General features: G+C 66.8%; 14 protein-coding genes and 4 pseudogenes. 10 read left to right on the forward strand and 8 right to left on the reverse strand.

The window, feature by feature from the left end; all coding sequences use genetic code 11:
• Positions 1–617 precede the first annotated feature (617 nt).
• Positions 618–1826 (forward strand): PucR family transcriptional regulator, encoded by a 1209-nt coding sequence (locus GWK61_RS27345; protein WP_194912823.1) that lies wholly within the window; start codon positions 618–620, stop codon positions 1824–1826.
• Positions 1827–1869: 43 nt separating this feature from the next.
• Here GWK61_RS27345 and GWK61_RS27350 read toward each other — a convergent pair whose 3' ends face one another.
• Positions 1870–2367 (reverse strand): DUF1269 domain-containing protein, encoded by a 498-nt coding sequence (locus GWK61_RS27350; protein ID WP_194912829.1) that lies wholly within the window; start codon positions 2365–2367, stop codon positions 1870–1872.
• Positions 2368–2707: 340 nt separating this feature from the next.
• A pseudogene (locus tag GWK61_RS59795) lies at positions 2708–2923 on the reverse strand (hypothetical protein); the annotation flags it as partial.
• A 53-nt stretch (positions 2924–2976) separates the two neighbouring features.
• Between GWK61_RS59795 and GWK61_RS59800 the strand changes: the two are divergent.
• Positions 2977–3086 (forward strand): annotated as a pseudogene (locus tag GWK61_RS59800) (IS5/IS1182 family transposase); the annotation flags it as partial.
• A 181-nt stretch (positions 3087–3267) separates the two neighbouring features.
• On the opposite strand, the gene GWK61_RS27360 reads toward GWK61_RS59800, so the two are convergent.
• Both GWK61_RS27360 and GWK61_RS27365 read right to left on the reverse strand, forming a co-directional pair.
• Positions 3268–4194 (reverse strand): MBL fold metallo-hydrolase, encoded by a 927-nt coding sequence (locus tag GWK61_RS27360; RefSeq protein WP_323747779.1) that lies wholly within the window; start codon positions 4192–4194, stop codon positions 3268–3270.
• Positions 4191–5012, reverse strand: a complete 822-nt coding sequence (locus GWK61_RS27365) for an NAD(P)H-binding protein (protein WP_194912892.1) — start codon at positions 5010–5012, stop codon at positions 4191–4193. Before GWK61_RS27365 ends, GWK61_RS27360 begins: the two co-directional genes overlap by 4 nt.
• A gap of 52 nt (positions 5013–5064) precedes the next feature.
• Here GWK61_RS27365 and GWK61_RS27370 point away from each other — a divergent pair, with 52 nt between their 5' ends.
• From GWK61_RS27370 to GWK61_RS61570, 3 genes are all read left to right on the forward strand, one after another.
• On the forward strand, positions 5065–5619 hold the full coding sequence (locus GWK61_RS27370) for a TetR/AcrR family transcriptional regulator (RefSeq protein WP_194912830.1): 555 nt from the start codon (positions 5065–5067) through the stop codon (positions 5617–5619).
• A gap of 207 nt (positions 5620–5826) precedes the next feature.
• The gene (locus tag GWK61_RS27375; protein WP_194912832.1) at positions 5827–6381 is read left to right on the forward strand and encodes an APC family permease; all 555 of its coding nucleotides are present in this window, start codon (positions 5827–5829) and stop codon (positions 6379–6381) included.
• Between the two features lie 859 nt (positions 6382–7240).
• Positions 7241–7402 (forward strand): Lsr2 family DNA-binding protein, encoded by a 162-nt coding sequence (locus GWK61_RS61570; RefSeq protein ID WP_438939788.1) that lies wholly within the window; start codon positions 7241–7243, stop codon positions 7400–7402.
• A 208-nt stretch (positions 7403–7610) separates the two neighbouring features.
• Here the strand turns inward: GWK61_RS61570 and GWK61_RS27385 are convergent, their stop codons facing one another.
• Positions 7611–8573, reverse strand: coding sequence for a LysR family transcriptional regulator (locus GWK61_RS27385; RefSeq protein WP_194912836.1), 963 nt, complete (start codon positions 8571–8573; stop codon positions 7611–7613).
• Positions 8574–8745: 172 nt separating this feature from the next.
• Here GWK61_RS27385 and GWK61_RS27390 point away from each other — a divergent pair, with 172 nt between their 5' ends.
• The 4 genes and pseudogenes from GWK61_RS27390 (at position 8746) to GWK61_RS27405 (ending at position 10774) form a co-directional block, all read left to right on the forward strand.
• A complete protein-coding gene (locus tag GWK61_RS27390) occupies positions 8746–9051 on the forward strand; it encodes a putative quinol monooxygenase (RefSeq protein WP_194912838.1) in 306 nt (101 codons plus the stop codon).
• A pseudogene (locus tag GWK61_RS59805) lies at positions 9048–9512 on the forward strand (FAD-dependent oxidoreductase); the annotation flags it as partial. The gene GWK61_RS27390 and the pseudogene GWK61_RS59805, both read left to right, overlap by 4 nt.
• A gap of 98 nt (positions 9513–9610) precedes the next feature.
• Positions 9611–9757, forward strand: a pseudogene (locus GWK61_RS59810) (helix-turn-helix domain-containing protein); the annotation flags it as partial.
• A 402-nt stretch (positions 9758–10159) separates the two neighbouring features.
• Positions 10160–10774: a DUF998 domain-containing protein gene (locus GWK61_RS27405; protein ID WP_194912840.1), complete on the forward strand. Its 615-nt coding sequence runs from the start codon at positions 10160–10162 to the stop codon at positions 10772–10774.
• Between the two features lie 1166 nt (positions 10775–11940).
• Here GWK61_RS27405 and GWK61_RS27410 read toward each other — a convergent pair.
• A complete protein-coding gene (locus GWK61_RS27410) occupies positions 11941–12174 on the reverse strand; it encodes a hypothetical protein (protein ID WP_194912841.1) in 234 nt (77 codons plus the stop codon).
• On the reverse strand, positions 12174–12548 hold the full coding sequence (locus GWK61_RS60920; RefSeq protein WP_369125616.1) for an amino acid permease: 375 nt from the start codon (positions 12546–12548) through the stop codon (positions 12174–12176). The genes GWK61_RS27410 and GWK61_RS60920 overlap by 1 nt, the downstream gene beginning before the upstream one ends.
• Positions 12549–12830: 282 nt before the next feature.
• Here GWK61_RS60920 and GWK61_RS58710 point away from each other — a divergent pair, with 282 nt between their 5' ends.
• Positions 12831–13574, forward strand: a complete 744-nt coding sequence (locus tag GWK61_RS58710) for a glycine-rich domain-containing protein (RefSeq protein ID WP_194912843.1) — start codon at positions 12831–12833, stop codon at positions 13572–13574.
• Between the two features lie 95 nt (positions 13575–13669).
• Here the strand turns inward: GWK61_RS58710 and GWK61_RS27425 are convergent, their stop codons facing one another.
• Positions 13670–14266 carry a hypothetical protein gene (locus GWK61_RS27425; protein ID WP_194912844.1) on the reverse strand — a complete coding sequence of 199 codons (597 nt, stop codon included), beginning with the start codon at positions 14264–14266 and terminating at the stop codon, positions 13670–13672.
• Positions 14267–14961 lie beyond the last annotated feature (695 nt).

Here is a 14961-nt window from a genome sequence, read left to right on the forward strand (position 1 = left end):
CACCCCGCCCTCATCGACGCGCTCACAGCCCACAACGCAACCGTCTGCCCACACGAGGACCAGCGGGAATGGCGAAGCGGCGGATGGCCGGAAACCAGCCGCGGTCCACGAACCCTGACGCGATCCTGACCAGACGAGACCGCCGTGCCCAAAACCGATGACGATCGCGGTAGCCCACCAGCCCCGTGGCCGTCCGCAACGCCGCGCGGACGGTGACGCCCATCCGCGTCAGCGCCCCAGCGTCACCTTCTCGCTGGACCCCATGCACCCATGCCGCAGTGTCAGCCAGGATTGTCTGTCCGACCACGAGCTGCCCCTCTTCTCGCGGGTCCGGAATATGTCGGCCTGACACTACGGCGCCCCAAGACTGCCGACACAGTTTCTGTGGCAGCGAACAAAGCACTTGGTCCCCAGACACAGCGACGTCGCGGAGCCACCAGGACGTCGGCGACCGTCTGGCAACATGAGCCGGTACGGATCCGGCGGGTACGGCATGTCATGTGCCCGCTGTTCGTCGGCATCCGGTTCGCGCTAGAGGTCGGCGCCGAACCAGATGCCGTTGTGGTGAAGAAGTGCCCGCGCGATGCGGGCAAAGGCTGAGCTGGAGGCCGATTCGCATGACGGGCACGGAGTTGGCGGCGCTGGCCGCCTGGGCGCGGTCGTGTCTGCCGGGACTGGTCGACGCCGCATGCGCCGCGACCGTCGACCGCATCCCCTTCTACCGCGAAGGAAGGATCGTCGACGCTGCGGAGTTGCGCCGCTCGGTGGAGGCGAACATGCGCTTCCTCGTCGGCGCGATAGCCCAGCCGCAGGCATCGCTCGATCTGGCGGCGCCCACGGCGACCGGCCGCCGCCGTGCGCAGCAGGGCGCCCCGCTTCCGGAAGTCCTGCGCTGCTACCGCATCTGCTTCACCACCTTGTGGGACGCGCTGGTGGCACACACCAGCCGTGACCGCGAACTCGCCGCCGCCGAGGCGCTGTTGTCCACCGCCAGCCTGATCCTGCAGCTCACCGACCAGCACGCGCTGGCTCTCACCGAGGCCTACCGGGCCACGACCGCACAGATGATGCTCGCGCGCCAGGAACGCCGCGCGGCGATGGTCGAGGCATTGCTGACGGGTCTTCCCGGAACCGACACCGGGCCGTGGGAAGCCGCGGAACTGCTGGGCCTGCACCGCGACGGGATGTTGGTGGTCGTGGCCGCCGAAACCCGGGCCCTGGCCGAGGCGAGCCTGCCCGACATCGAACGCCGACTGGCCGACATCGGCATCGCCTCCGGCTGGCGCCTGACCCCGGCCCAGCAACTCGGCATCGTGTCGATACGCGGCAACAGCAACAGCAGCGGGTATGGGAAGCTGCTGACCGTACTGCGCACGACTGCACGAGCGCGCACCGGCATCAGTCCGACCTTCGACGCGGTCACCGACACCCCGCGCGCGCTGCGCCTGGCGCAAGCGGCGTTGGCGGTCCTGCCGCCGGGCCGCTCCGAGGTGCGACCGTTCGACCCGAGCCCTCTAGCAGCGCTGATGGTGTACCAGTCCGAGGAGAGCCGAAGACTCACCACGGAGGTGCTCGGGCCCGTCCTCGCTCTGCCATCGGAGGATCGGGAGACCTTGCTGCAGACGCTCGCCGTCTGGCTCGACAACAACGGATCGGCCGAACGCGCCGGCGAGCTCATCCACTGCCATCCCAACACCGTCCGTTATCGGCTGCGGCGGGTTCAGGACCTGACCGGACGGATCCTGTCGGACCCCCATGGCGTCGCCGAACTCGCCGCCGCCGCATACGCGGCGCGTCTGGCCGACAAGCCCTCCAAGTCGGCCTGACCTCCCCTGACCTCGACGCGATCACCGCACGGGCGTGTTCAGGTCAGTCTGCGGAAACGGTCTTGAGCTCGGCTTCGAAGGCCTTGACGTCGGCCACCTCGAGCTTCTTGATCTGATGCGCCGTGGCCTTCAGAGCCGACGTCAGCGCGTGGTCGATCTCCGTAGTGCTGATCACGACCAGGCTGGTCTCCCCGGCATCGAGCCACTCGCCGAGCTCCTTCAGGTCGGACCGGGACAGCCCGTGCCACAGATGCCCGACCAGTCCGCCGACCGCGGCACCGGCCACAGTGCTGACGATGAACGCCGGCGGGAACAGCAGTCCGACCAGGGCACCCACGGCCGCGCCGTGCCAGGCCGAGTTGGTGGCCGTGTGCTCGTGGCGACGCACACGCACCTTCTGATCGGCCTCCCGCGTCACCACGGCGGCGTCATAGGTCCGCAGCACCCCGTCACCGTAGAGATCTCGCACTATCTCCAGGTCGGACTTGGCCGCCTGCTCGTCGGCATAGGTGCCGATGTAGACATAGATCGGTTCTGACATAGCTTCACTTCCTCGCTGTCGATCCGCTGCACAACTCACTGGTGAACGGAGAACGCCCGCTTTGGAGAACCCCGCGGAATCGTCCCGGCTGTGTGCGTGCCCTGATCGTAGGTAGGCACCCGCCCCAACGTCATTGGCGGCAGCCACGCAATCCTTTGGACTCCTCGACAACAGCGCCGCTCAAACAGCTACGCCGAAGCCTCAGCTACGGCAGCTTTCGAGCGTGCAGATCAGTGATTCGCCCCCGACCGAGGGCAGCCGTTGAACCTGAAGAACGTCGACTTGCCGGTATGGACCGGGCACGGACCACTGTTATTGAGTCCTTCCGCGTAATGAGTCTTCACGTTGTGTGACGGGCGGGCAGGGGGCAGCCGTGTTCGAGGCGGAGCAGGGCGAGCGCGGCCTTGGTGATCGCGCCGATTCGCCAAGGGCATGTGCTTACGTGTCGCAGGGCTTTGAACGTGGTCTTCAGCAGGGAGTTCGCACGCTCGGCGATGCTGTGGATGCCACGGAGGCTCAAGGTGTACTGCTTGTTCGTGTCGGACAGCTCGGCGCCCTTTTAGGGCTCGCAACAAAGGTGGTGGGCGTGACCTGCGGGAATGGCGCTGATGGGAGTTCCTGCCGCAAGAACCGGGCTACGGCTCAGGCATGGCCTGCTGGCGCAGATGGCGGGATGGAGCGCCGCCGGAGTCTGGCAGCGGCTGCACGAGCTGCTGCTGGCCGAGCCGCTCGACCCGATGTCCTCCACGTTCTCGTGGAGGACATCGCTGCTTCCCATGTGGTTCTGGCCTGGAGGAGAGCGCACCGCAGCGCGCTCATCGCGGAGTACGTGGACATCGCCCGCCGGAGCGTCGGTGAACCAGGGCCAGGCGCGTTGCGCTCGTAACCTGGTCGCTTTGTTCAGCCGCCCACGCGGCACGGTCCTTCCGTGGCGATCTCGTGAGCGACCGCGGTGATGTTGACGTCCATCAGAGTGGGTAGCGACGCCACATTGGGATAGTCCGAGTACTTCGCCTCCACCTCGCCCTTGATCGTCGCCAGCTCCTCCGGTGTGACGGTCACGCCGCCTGGCGATGACGGCGCGGCTGCCGGAGCGACGAAGGCGCGGAAGTCGTTGATGTAACGGGTTTGCTTGGCGATCAGCCTCGGTGAGCCGGGGGCGCCGTGGCCCGGGTACAGCCTGGCCGCATGCGGGAAGCGATCGTGTAGGCGGTCCAGGTCGGTCAACCAGCCGCAGGTGTGGCCCTCCAGCAGCGCCGGCGTCATGTGGTTCGACACGATGTCCCCCGGGAAGAGTTCGCGCGTGGACGGGTCGTAGAACGCTGTTTCGTCCTCGGTCTCGCCGGGGCCGAACTGCGCGGTCTCCAGGCGGAGACCGCCGACGAACAGCGGCTTGTTCGGCTGGATCACGTGATCCGGCACCGTCATCACGGCTGGATAGTCGGCGCCGTCGATCTGGCGGGTCAGGGCGTAGAAGCCCTTTGAGTCAGTACGGATCTCCTCGGCTGTCCCGGCCGAGGCGTACATCGGCGCGGTGGGGAACGCCTCGTGCAGTACTCCCAGGCCACCGACGTGGTCGGGATGTGCGTGGGTGATGAGGATCGCTGCCACCGGGCGTCCGGTGGCCTGGATCGCGGCGAGGGCCTTGTGGGCCTCGGAGATGGTACGGCCGGAGTCGATCACGATGAGGCCCTGCGGTGCCGAGATCCACAGGACGTTCACCGATCCGGGATTCGGTGACGCGTAGCGGCCGACGTCGAGCTGTCGGGCGGAGGCCGGTGCGGCGGTCAGGACAAGCAGGAGGAGCGCGACGACGAGTCTTTTCACTGGAATCGCTCCGCGTTGGCTCGGACCCACGCCGCGAAGGTGCGGGGCGGACGGCCGGTGATTTCCTCGACGGTGGGGAACACCGTTGCCTCGTCCAGCTTTCCGCCGGAGTAGAAGCTGAAGAAGGCGTCGACGTACTTCTCGGGCATCTCGGCCAGCATCTGCGCGCGGGCCTCGTCATCGGGCTGCGCCTCGTAGCGGATCTCGCGGCCGAGCACTTCGGCGAGGATGCGCACGCGGTCTCCCGGCCGCAGTGCCTCCGGACCGGTCACCGGGTATGCATGGCCCTCGTGTTCGGCCGAGACCAGTGCTTTCGCGGCTACGGCGGCGATGTCGGCCGGGTCGATGACGGCGGCGGGCACCTGCGGCCACGGTGCCCGCACCACGCCCGCTTTGATCTGTGACAGCCACTGGAACGTGTTCGTCATGAACATCCGGGGGCGGACCATGGTCCACGCGAGTCCGGACGCTCGCAGCGCGTCCTCGCTGTCGATCATGTACTGGGCGACGGCGTTGGACCGGTCGCCGGTCTCGGCCGACCCGCCGGACATCAGCACGATGCGACGCACGCCGGCCTTCTCGGCTTCGGCGAAGATCTCCGGCGGGTAGCCGCTGAGCATGAACAATGCCTCCGTGCCGGCCAACGCCCGCGCCAGCGAGGACGGATCGTTCAAGTCCCCGGCCACAGCCTCCGCGCCGGTCGGTACCGTCGCCCTCGCGGGGTCCCGTGTCAGAGCCCTTACCTGCTCACCCGCCTCGACCAGCAAGCGGGTCACTTCACGTCCGACGTTCCCCGTCGCCCCAGCCACAACGATCATGTTCACCCCATGTATGTTAGGGATCGTTCCCTAACGTATAGGCTATGGGACCATGAGACGCCCTGCCAAGGAAACGCGGGAACACATCCTGGCGGTCGCGCACGATCTCTTTTACTGGCACAGCATCAAGGGCACCGGCGTCGACACCATCGCGACCGCGGCCGAGGTGGCGCCGGCCACCCTCTACCGCCTGTTCACGTCGAAGGACGAGCTCGTCGCGGCCTACATCCAGCGGGCCAGCGGCCTGTACAAGCAGTGGTTCCTCGGCGCGACCGCGGAAGGCGAGCCGGCTGACAGGATCCTGTCACTGTTCGACGCGCTCATCGAGCAGGTGCAGCCCGAGCACTGCCGGGGCTGCCCGTTCCTGATGGCGATGGCCGAGTTGCCGGACGCATCGACGAAGGCGCACACGCTGGCCGTCGAGACCAAGATGTGGGTCCGCGAACGGATCGGCGAACTGACCGGATCGGACGTACTCGCGGACCAGATCTTCCTAATCATGGAAGGCGTCTACGCCTCCGTGCAGTCGCACGGCGCCGACGGCCCCGCGCGGCAGGCGCGCGGACTTGTCGAGCTGCTGCTCACAAGCTCCCTTCATCGCCCGTAAGCACAGTCGGCCGACCAGCTCGCACAGCTCCACGGCCGGTCGGCCAGGTGCACCGCGGTGGGTTCTGGCCCATAGTCGATATTGCGGTGCACGGCGCGGATATCTTCTCTGGTTCGATCGGGCTGGCGCTCATGTTCGCGATGGGATGTTCGGCGATTCGAGGCCACTGCGATCTTCCGGGACGAGGCGCGCAGACCGGAGCGGACGGTGCCACGGGCCACGTACATCGTCATCGCCGTCCTCTCGCGGTACATGTACAACTTGAGCGCTGACCGGATTCTGCACCGCCGGCTCAGCAAGGTGCACACCCGCCACGGTTCGCCGCACCGCGCGTCGATCGTGGCCATCGTGCTGGTCGTGGTCGGGCTGGTGCCCTTCGTGCTCATCGACTCCGATCCCCACCAGGTGTATACGGTGCTGGTCGGCGTGTACGCGTACACCTTCGTCGCGCTGCTATACATCATGTGCATCGCGGTGCCGGTCTACCTGCATAAGCACCGCGAGGCCGGAGTCACGCTGTGGAAGCGGCTGATCGCTCCTGCGCTCGCACTGATCGGCCTCGGCGTGGCGCTGCTGCTGTCGACACAGAACTTCGGGCTGCTGATCGGCGGCTCCCAGACCATGGCCAACGCCATGTTCGCGCTCGTGTACGGACTCTTCGTCGTCGGCGCTGATCGCGGTGGTGGAGTGACCGAGCATTTCGGAGACCACCTTCATCGCGACCCCGGCACTCAGAGGTTGGCAGAGGTCTGCCGGTGGTAGCCACGCTAGCCCGTGCTTGGGGCATGTTCGGGGACAACGCGAGCCGGACTGTCTGGGCAGACGTCCCATACCCAAGGGACGTCGAAACACCGAAGTTCTGCGAGGGCGACGTGGTGCGCGTTCGGGACGAACCAGCGCTCACAATCGTCGTCCAGCCCCCGCATCAGGCTGCCATTCGTCTTCTAGACGACGTACCCGCCCCTCGACATTTGTCGCGTGCCGGTGGTCTTGGTGCAGACAGTGACGCCCGTCGAACCGGATAGTTGTGGGTGGCGGTCAGCGTCTTCGTGACCTGCTTCCACCCAGACTCTTGTACCGACCTGGCACGCCGCACGACCATACGGCCGCGACGATGCCTGGACGAACACGTTCGCGAACGAATACGGCTACGGCCCCTGGCTACGAAGCCCTCATGTATACGCGCGACATGATGCAGCTCACCGGGCCGCTCCGCCGAGCCCGTACCGACCAGCGGTACTCCATGTTTCTGCAGCAGCGGGTCTCTGCGCTTCGCGCCGGCGACCGGGCTTCCCGGTGGTCCACACTCTGAACAAGGCGACCTGGACACTCGGCGGGGACTTCAGGCTCAGAAAAGTCAGATTGCCTGGGTTCGGGGACCCGAACGGGTGACGAAGTCCTGCCCGACCGGAGGGCGAGCAATACGGCGGCACTGCGAAGAACAGGCCGTCACCATACGGAGTCGCTACGGCCGTCATCACACCGTCATCACACGGGGCCGTTTCAACGACTTTACGGGTCGAGTCGAGTACGCGAGGCGAAAAACGTAAAGCCCCAGGTCAGCCAGGCTTCATGGGGTTCGACTTCGGTGCCCCCGGCGGGACTCCGTGCACATCGGTACATGATCCTGGTGCCGCACAGCATCGAGAGCAACCGGATTCCAGTACCCATCGATCCTGTGTCTGTTCGTGCCTGGGCGTGCAGCCAGGGTCTCGATGTTGCTGACCGCGGCCGCATGCCCAGCGCGGTTGTCAAAGCACGGCAGGCCGCCCAACGTGAATAGGAATAGGAAGCAACGCGTCGAGACGCATTCGCACTGGTAAGCGGTGCAGAGCTGGGCTAGGTTTCGGGGGCCGACATATGGCGGCCCCCGAAACCTTATGCGGGCGGCGTTCGATGGTAACCCCTGCGCTCGGCTCTCTCTGGCAGAGATATTGCAGGTTAATCATCGAGTTCATGCGATTCGGCGACGACGGCCAGCGGATTGCGGTCTACCAGGCCGAGCCCGGCAGCGCCGACGAGGCGGAGCTCGGAAGGCTCGCCGCACGCTGACCGCGTCCGCTGATGCCGCCGTCGTTGGACGACCCGCTCCCTAGGCGAGCAAGCAGCCCCGCCAACGGGCTGTCACCGAGCGTGGCAAGGACGAAGCGTTGGCGCGGCGGGTCGGACGCGAGCGGCCGCCATGCCATCCCCGCGTCTGCTGTGATGCCGTTCCGGGCTCGCAGGGTGACCAGGTTCTGGCTGTTGCGCAGGTGGTGGCGGTACAGGGCATGACTGTGGGCGTCGACGATATGCAGGCGTGGCGACCAGCCGTGGCCGGCGAGGTGGGCCAGGACATATTCGGCGAAGCGCGGGTTGCGCTTGGCGGGGAACCACAGGAGTTCTTGGCCTGCGAGGTCGGCCCAGGTCAGGGCTGTTTGGTCGGCCAGCGGGTGGTCGGAGCGGAGCAGTACGCCCAGCGGCTCGTCGGCCAGGGTCAGCGTGGCCAGGTCATCGATGGTGTAGAAGACCCGCATCACCCCCAAGGCCAGGGTGCCGATCCGCAGCAGGTCGAGTTGCTCCTGGGAGTCGGCCTCGGCAAACTCGACGTCCAGGGATCCGTCGTCGCCGAAGATCCGCTCGACCCGCGCCAGCAGGTGCTCCGGAACGGTGCCGCAGACTCCGACCCGCACCGGACGGCGCGCGTCACGCGCCTGGACCAGCGAGGACTCGATCTCGGCCAGGGCTCGGCTGGCGCTCGTGTAGAGGATCCGGCCGCCCTCGGTCAGCTCCATCCCCTTGGGCCTGCGATGGAACAGCGGGGCCCCGACCCGTCGTTCCAGGGCACTGATCTGCTGGCTCAGGCTGGGCTGCGCGATCCGCAGCACCCGCGCGGCCTCCGTCATCGTGCCCTCCTCGGCGACGGTGACGAAGTAGCGGAGATGGCGAAGTTCGACGCCCTGGTGGTCGTGCATATCCGCTCCTTGCTCTCGCGATAGGCCCGAGCCTATGTCCTGGCCTCGCGGGGCTATTGGCGCGGCCGGGATCTCGTGGGCTTTCCTGGGGCTGAGCCGCCGACCAGGTGCTGCCGAACGGAGCACTTTGTCGCGCCGGCGACCTGTCATCCCCGGTTAAGGAGCCTCCCCCGTGTATCAGTTCGCTGTCACCTTCACCGTCCCCGCCGAGCGCCGCGAGGACTTCATCGCCGAGGCCCTTCGGGATGCCCGGGGCTCGCTGGCCGACGAGCCGGGCTGCCTGCGGTTCGACGTTCTCGCCGACCCCGATGACGCGCTTCGGTTCTACCTCAACGAGGCGTACGAGGACGAGGCGGCCTTGGAGCTCCACAAGGCCGGCGAGAACTTCCAGCGGTTCATCAAGGCCGTCTCGGAGTACGCCGACGGCCCGACCCGGCGCTTCACCGGGACGACGGTGGAAGACCCTGCCGCGTCATGAGCGCGCACTACGACGTCGCCGTCCTCGGCGCCTGGCCCGGTGGCTACCTACACCTCGGCCATCCGTGCGGCACAGCTGGGGCTGCGCGCGGCGGTCGTCGAAGCCGAGTACTGGGGTGGCGTGTGCCTCAACGTCGGGTGCATCCCGTCCAAGGCCCTGCTGCGCAACGCCGCACTGGCGCACACCGTCACCAAGGAGGCCGACCTGTTCGGCATCCGCTCCGATAGCCCTATCAGCCTCGACTACGGCGCGGCGTTCCTGCGCAGCCGCAAGGTCGCCGACAGCCAAGCCAAGGGCGTGCACCATCTGATGCGGAAGAACGGCATGACCGAATACGACGGCTGGGCGCCTTCCTCGACGACCACACGCTGCACGTCGCGCTGAACGACGGCGGATCGGGGGATCTCACCTTCGACCAATGCGTCATCGCCACCGGCGCCACGACCCGCCTGCTTCCCGGCCTCGGCGGTTCGCTGGAGAGCGGGCCCCTGCCCGGCGGCGGCTTCCGGGTGGCGGCGACCATTCCCTCGGCGGACGCGGAACCGGCCGGTGCCGTCGCATGACGATCAGGGTGCTGCTCGCCGACGAGCAGGACCTGGTCCGCGCCGGCTTCCGGATGCTGATCGACTCCGAGTCGGACAGGACGGTGGTCGCCGAGGCTTCTGACGGCGCCGAGGCGGTCCACCTGGCCCGCGAGATCCGCGCTGGTCCGGCCGCCAGACCAGACTCCCTGAACCCGGCGGCCTCAGGGTAGCGCCACCGCCGAAAGTGCGCCGGTGGGTCGGGCTCCCCGTCGCGCTGATCGCACCGCCGGTCGCCATCGCGGCCAGGTCCATCGCCGGCGCGACCACGGAACCAGTACCGACGAGAACCACCGCGATCCGGGACACGCCCGCCGTCGCGACCACCACTGCAAGTCTGGCTGCAGCACCTTTCATGGGCGCCGCGGCGAGAGTGAGATCGGCTCTCAGACATTCCCAGAGCCTGGCACGGTCGGCCGGGGCGACGCCCCGCGCTACCCGACTGGCCCCCTGCTGGTGCGGAGAACCCCGAGAGAAGATCCACTATCGGAAGACACGATGTCCCAGCACGACCGAACGGCAGCGGCATGAACCCAGGCGCACTCACAGCGGCGGTCGTCGGCACCGGCGGCCTCGTCGGCTACCTGGCGCTCTTCGTCGCGCTGCACCGGCTGCCCACCGGCTACGATCCCGTCCGGAACGCCGTGAGCGACTACGCGGTGGGCAACTACAAATCGTTGTTCCGCTCAGCGCTGCTGCTGTCCTCGGTCGCGGTGCTGGCGCTCGCGATCGCCTTGACTGTGGATCCCGGTGCTCCGCCGCTCAAAACGAGCAACCTCGTCTACCTCTACCTCGTGCCGGCGATGAGAGTGGGCATGAGCCTGTTCCCCACCGACCTCGAAGGGGAGAAGCTCACCCACACCGGACGACTGCACTACCTGTTCGCCATCGCAGCGTTCGCCTTCACCTACGCCGCGATCTCCGGGATGACACAAACCCTGGGTGGACTCTCCCCTTGGCAATCTGTACACGGCCTTCTCTACGCACTGGACTGGCTCTGCCTGATCTCGCTCATCCTGCTGATCGTGACGCTGATACCGCGCCTACGGATCGTCTTCGGCCTGTTCGAACGGGCATTCCTCGTCACCACGAACCTCTGGCTTCTCGTCGTCGGCATCTGCCTCATCGTCAAAGCCGCCTGACGCCGGGACGTGCGGGCAGCTGACAGGCCGGCATGGGCACCGACAGCCGGCGTGCCAATGCCGGCCTGGGTCAGGCGACGGCCCCGCCGCCCACGAAGAGCTGAGTAGCGGCCATACTCGGCACCTGGCCGTGCAATACCAAGGCCGTAAGCAGGAAGTTGTTCCACCGTACCTCTGAGTTGGCCCAGCTCGTCGGCTGGATGGCCGGCGACGCCGGGCTGCCCGGTCTGGCCCAGCGCTATTACGCCCACTCCTTCCGCCTGGCGATGGAGTGCAAAGAAAAACGGCGCCGAGTTCCGCTTTACCGATGAACGCTACGAAGGCGCACGGCCGCGGACAACAGTCAGAAGACTCGGCGTCCGAAGCAGCCCGAACGGGTGGCGGGAGCCCTCCATGCGGACAGCCAGCGATACGGCGGTATCGCTAAAAACAGGCCGTCACCATACGGAGTCGCTACGGCCGTCATCACACCGTCATCACACGGGGCCGTTTCAACGACTTTACGGGTCGACTCGACTCGAGTACTCGAATCGAAGAAACGTAAAACCCCAGGTCAGCGGGGCTTCCTGGAGTTCGGCTTCGGTGCCCCCGGCGGGGCTCCATACAGATCGGTCCATGATTCTGGCGCCGCACAGGCCGCTGACCTGCGGTCTTTCGCCATCGCGATGGAGTGGAGGCTGCCATAAGCCAGAAGAACGGCTCGTGTTGCCGTAACCCCATCCGCAAGTGCCCCTCGTCAAGCGCCATCAAGTGTCCCCCACGGGGTACTTGATATCCAGCTCTTAACCGCATTGGGCTCCGACCCCGAATCCACATTTGACGACAGGACAAGGGTCACTGCCTGACCTGTCGTCAAACGGATAGGCGTGGATGGAACTCGGTGCGATTCAAGGCCGGGGTGCTGAGCGCACATCCAAGGCGTTAGGAGGATGATTCATGCCCCCTTAGGCCGCGGTTGGGCCGCAGGGGACAGTGTTGTACGAGGCGCGACGTCTGCGGCCCTGGCAAGCCCCTGGCCCGAGACCAGCTCGACCCCGAGCTGGGCGCTGTCGTTGAGAGCACCTACCCGAACCTCGGAATGAGACCGTCACCAGCCCACTCGCCTGAGACAGGAGGGAAGATCGACTACAACGACGATCTGACCGGGAATCCGAAAGGCTACGGGCTCACCACTGCCGGCGATCGCGTGGCGGAAGTGGATCGACGATAGCCCATTCGATCATGCTTTCTGCCGATTCGAGCAGGTCGCGGTAGAAGGGCTCTTCGACGGTTCCACGCGTGCAACGCGCTGCTAAGGCGTTCGCCTTGTCCCGGATGTCGATGTGTTCTGCGAAGGGCTGGCCCGGCGTTCCTGCTACGCCGCCGATGTGGTTGATAACGGAGTGCAGGGCTCCTCTCATCAGTTCAAGGCTTTCATCGGCGGGGCCGAGGTTGAGGTTGCGCGCAGCGCGACGAGGATGAGCGCGACCGCAGCGAGCACAGCCCGCGTTGCCGTGCTGGGAACACCGTCGCGCTCGCGCACGACTCCCAGGCGCCGGGTGGCGAGCCCGTCGCGACCTAGCGCGAAGAGTAGACGTGACGCCCCGACCGCGCATGCCAGGGCGGAGCCGAAGGCGCCTACTCGCGCGCCGAGGGTGACCAGGTTGGCCGCCCAGCCCCCGACGTAGAGTGTGCCTAGATCGCCCACCAGTGACGACGAGCCGATGAACGCCTGTACGCCCTTGGTGTCCTTCCGCCGCGCGGGCGCAGCTGGCGACGATGACCGCGGCCCCACTGCCCATCCCAGACTACTGACCGGGTGGCAATATCAGCAGCGCGCACCGCGATCTACCGGGCCTTGGGGCCGGCGATCCCGAGGGTGTGCGGCTCGGCGGTTGCCCCGGTGTTGAGCGGTTCGGTGTCCGGCAGCGGGATCAGGAGCTCGTAGTCGGCGGCGTAAGACTCGGCGATCTACGCTGATTGCTACGCATAGTGTTGATATGGCAGCATTTGATAGCGATCATGATCGCAAAGGGCGCTCCGGACCTTTCGGAGCCATGAGCGAAGGAGGACGTTGGTGCGGACGGTCAAAAGAAAGACCCTGATGGCCTGCCCAGCTGCTCTGGCCTTGACTGTGGCGTCGATTGCGGCCACTCCGGCTGCGCACGCCAGCGGCGGGGGCGATGTCGACGGCGTCTGGATCGCCTCGGTGGACCAGACACGTCCCGGGACCTTCTCCAACGTCGTCGACATCGCCGCGAATTCGCTGGTGACCGTCGTCGTCGGCGGCGGCGGCGGCGGTGGCGGCATGTGGGGCGAATCGACCGTCATCGGCAGCCACAACGGTGGCAGCGGCGGTGGCGGCGGTGGTGGCGGCGTCATCGAGTGCGTCTTCACCACCAGCGCCGAAACCGTCCTGTCCGCCACCTGGGCCGCCGGAGGAGCCAGCGCCCTGGGTCCCGGCGGTGTCGCCGCTCCTGCCGGCGGAAACGGTGGCGCATCGAGCGTGACCAATGGAGGGTCTCTGCTCATCCAGGCTCCCGGCGGTAGCGGCGGCATCAGCGCGTCGGGCAGCGCGGACGGCACAGGCGGAGCTGGGGCCGCAGCAGGAACCGCTTCCGGTGTCACCTGCACCGAGTCCGAAAGTCAGGCGGGCGCCGCGGGCAGTGTCAACGCAGGCGGCCTCGGCGGCGACGCCGGCGTTGCGGGCGTGACCGGCGGTACCGGCGGCTTCGGCGGGACCTTCTTGTTCGGCGGCGGTACAGGCGGTAGCTCTGGAAACAACGGCGCGGTCAGCATCGAATGGGAACCTGCTCCCTGACCAGCGAGGATTATCGCCACCACGGCGGCCGACGCCAACGGCCGCCGTAGCCATGCCCCGTCAGCACGAGCAGGGAGTTCGGGGCGGGCGGCATACTAGACGCCCTCGCCCGTGGTCTTGGAGCTCGCCTCACGCGAGTCGATGCCTTGGCTCCGGGTCACCGTATCCGAGGCGGCCTGCGTCTGGTTCTCGTCCGGAACCGTCGGCCGGGTGGTGATGTCGGCCGCCCTCACCGCGATCTGCCGGGCCGTGGGGTCGGCGATCCCGGCGGCGTGCAGCTCTGCGATCGTCACGGTGTTCAGCGGCTCGATGTCCAGCAGCAGGATCTCGTAGGCCGCAGCATACTCCTCGGCGCTCGGCTCGAATCCGATCCTCGCCATCGACTCGCATTGATCGGTGATGTGTACAGCCCCAAAAGTGAGGTACCCGGCTGGGGTGACAACAGTAGATGGTTGGTAGTGGTTGGTCTGGATAGAGGGGTGAAGCCCGCTTCCCCTAGACGGACGTCCATTTTCACTTATAGCTGCGTCCAGCTTCACATAGGCGTCCGTCCCGAGCGGCTCGCTCGAACGGTTGTCCACAGCCTCATCCACAGAAACGCCCACAGAATCGAACGAGTTATCCACAGCCTCCGGATGCTCGGCGGCGGGCGCGGCCGTCTCGATGCAGACGTAGTCGGAGTCCAGGCGCATCGGGACGGGACGTGGTTCGGGCCGGGCACCGTGAGCCGGTACTCATCGGCTTGTCCTAGGGCACACCGCCGTTCATCGACGACTTCTGTTTCGCGCTTCCCGGGGCAGGTCCCGCAACCGTAGGTGCTTCCAGAGGTCCCGGGCGCAGACACCTTCACCCTTGAGGGGCATCCGCTCAAGGTGACCGAAGCCTCGTCAGCTGCTCCCGGGCTGTGCGTCGCCCAGGCAAGCGGGAGCAGATGTCGTTGTGGGTCAAGACGTCCGCAGTCTCCGCGCTACTGAGACCCCCACGTGCGGGCTATCCGGGCCCACCCTGCCCTTGCATAGGCAACGGAGGAGCAGCGAGGCGTCTTACCGACTGCACAGACGCCACCAGCAGCAGGGCCGGTCGATGTAGGTCGATGAGCTTGAGGCCCGCCGCCTGCATCTCTTGCCGGAGTCCGGGCGACGGGCCAGGTGAAGGAGCCCGGTCTCAGGAATCCCTCATTAGCTATGTCGTCCCAGGACGGTCAGACGTGAAAGCAGAACCCGATTTTTTTCGCAGCGAAGCCCTCTGGGTACCTCGTTTGCCGTTCCCGGGACGCGGGGGCGTCAGTGTGGTATGCAGTAGGTTGGCATTTACGGCAGTCCCCTGATACGCCGGCCTTCGGCGTGCAGGGTCGGATGGGTTCGCACCTCTCCCTCTTCCCCAAGCA

The organism is Catenulispora rubra (assembly GCF_015356825.1).
Taxonomy (GTDB): Bacteria; Actinomycetota; Actinomycetes; order Streptomycetales; family Catenulisporaceae; genus Catenulispora; species Catenulispora rubra.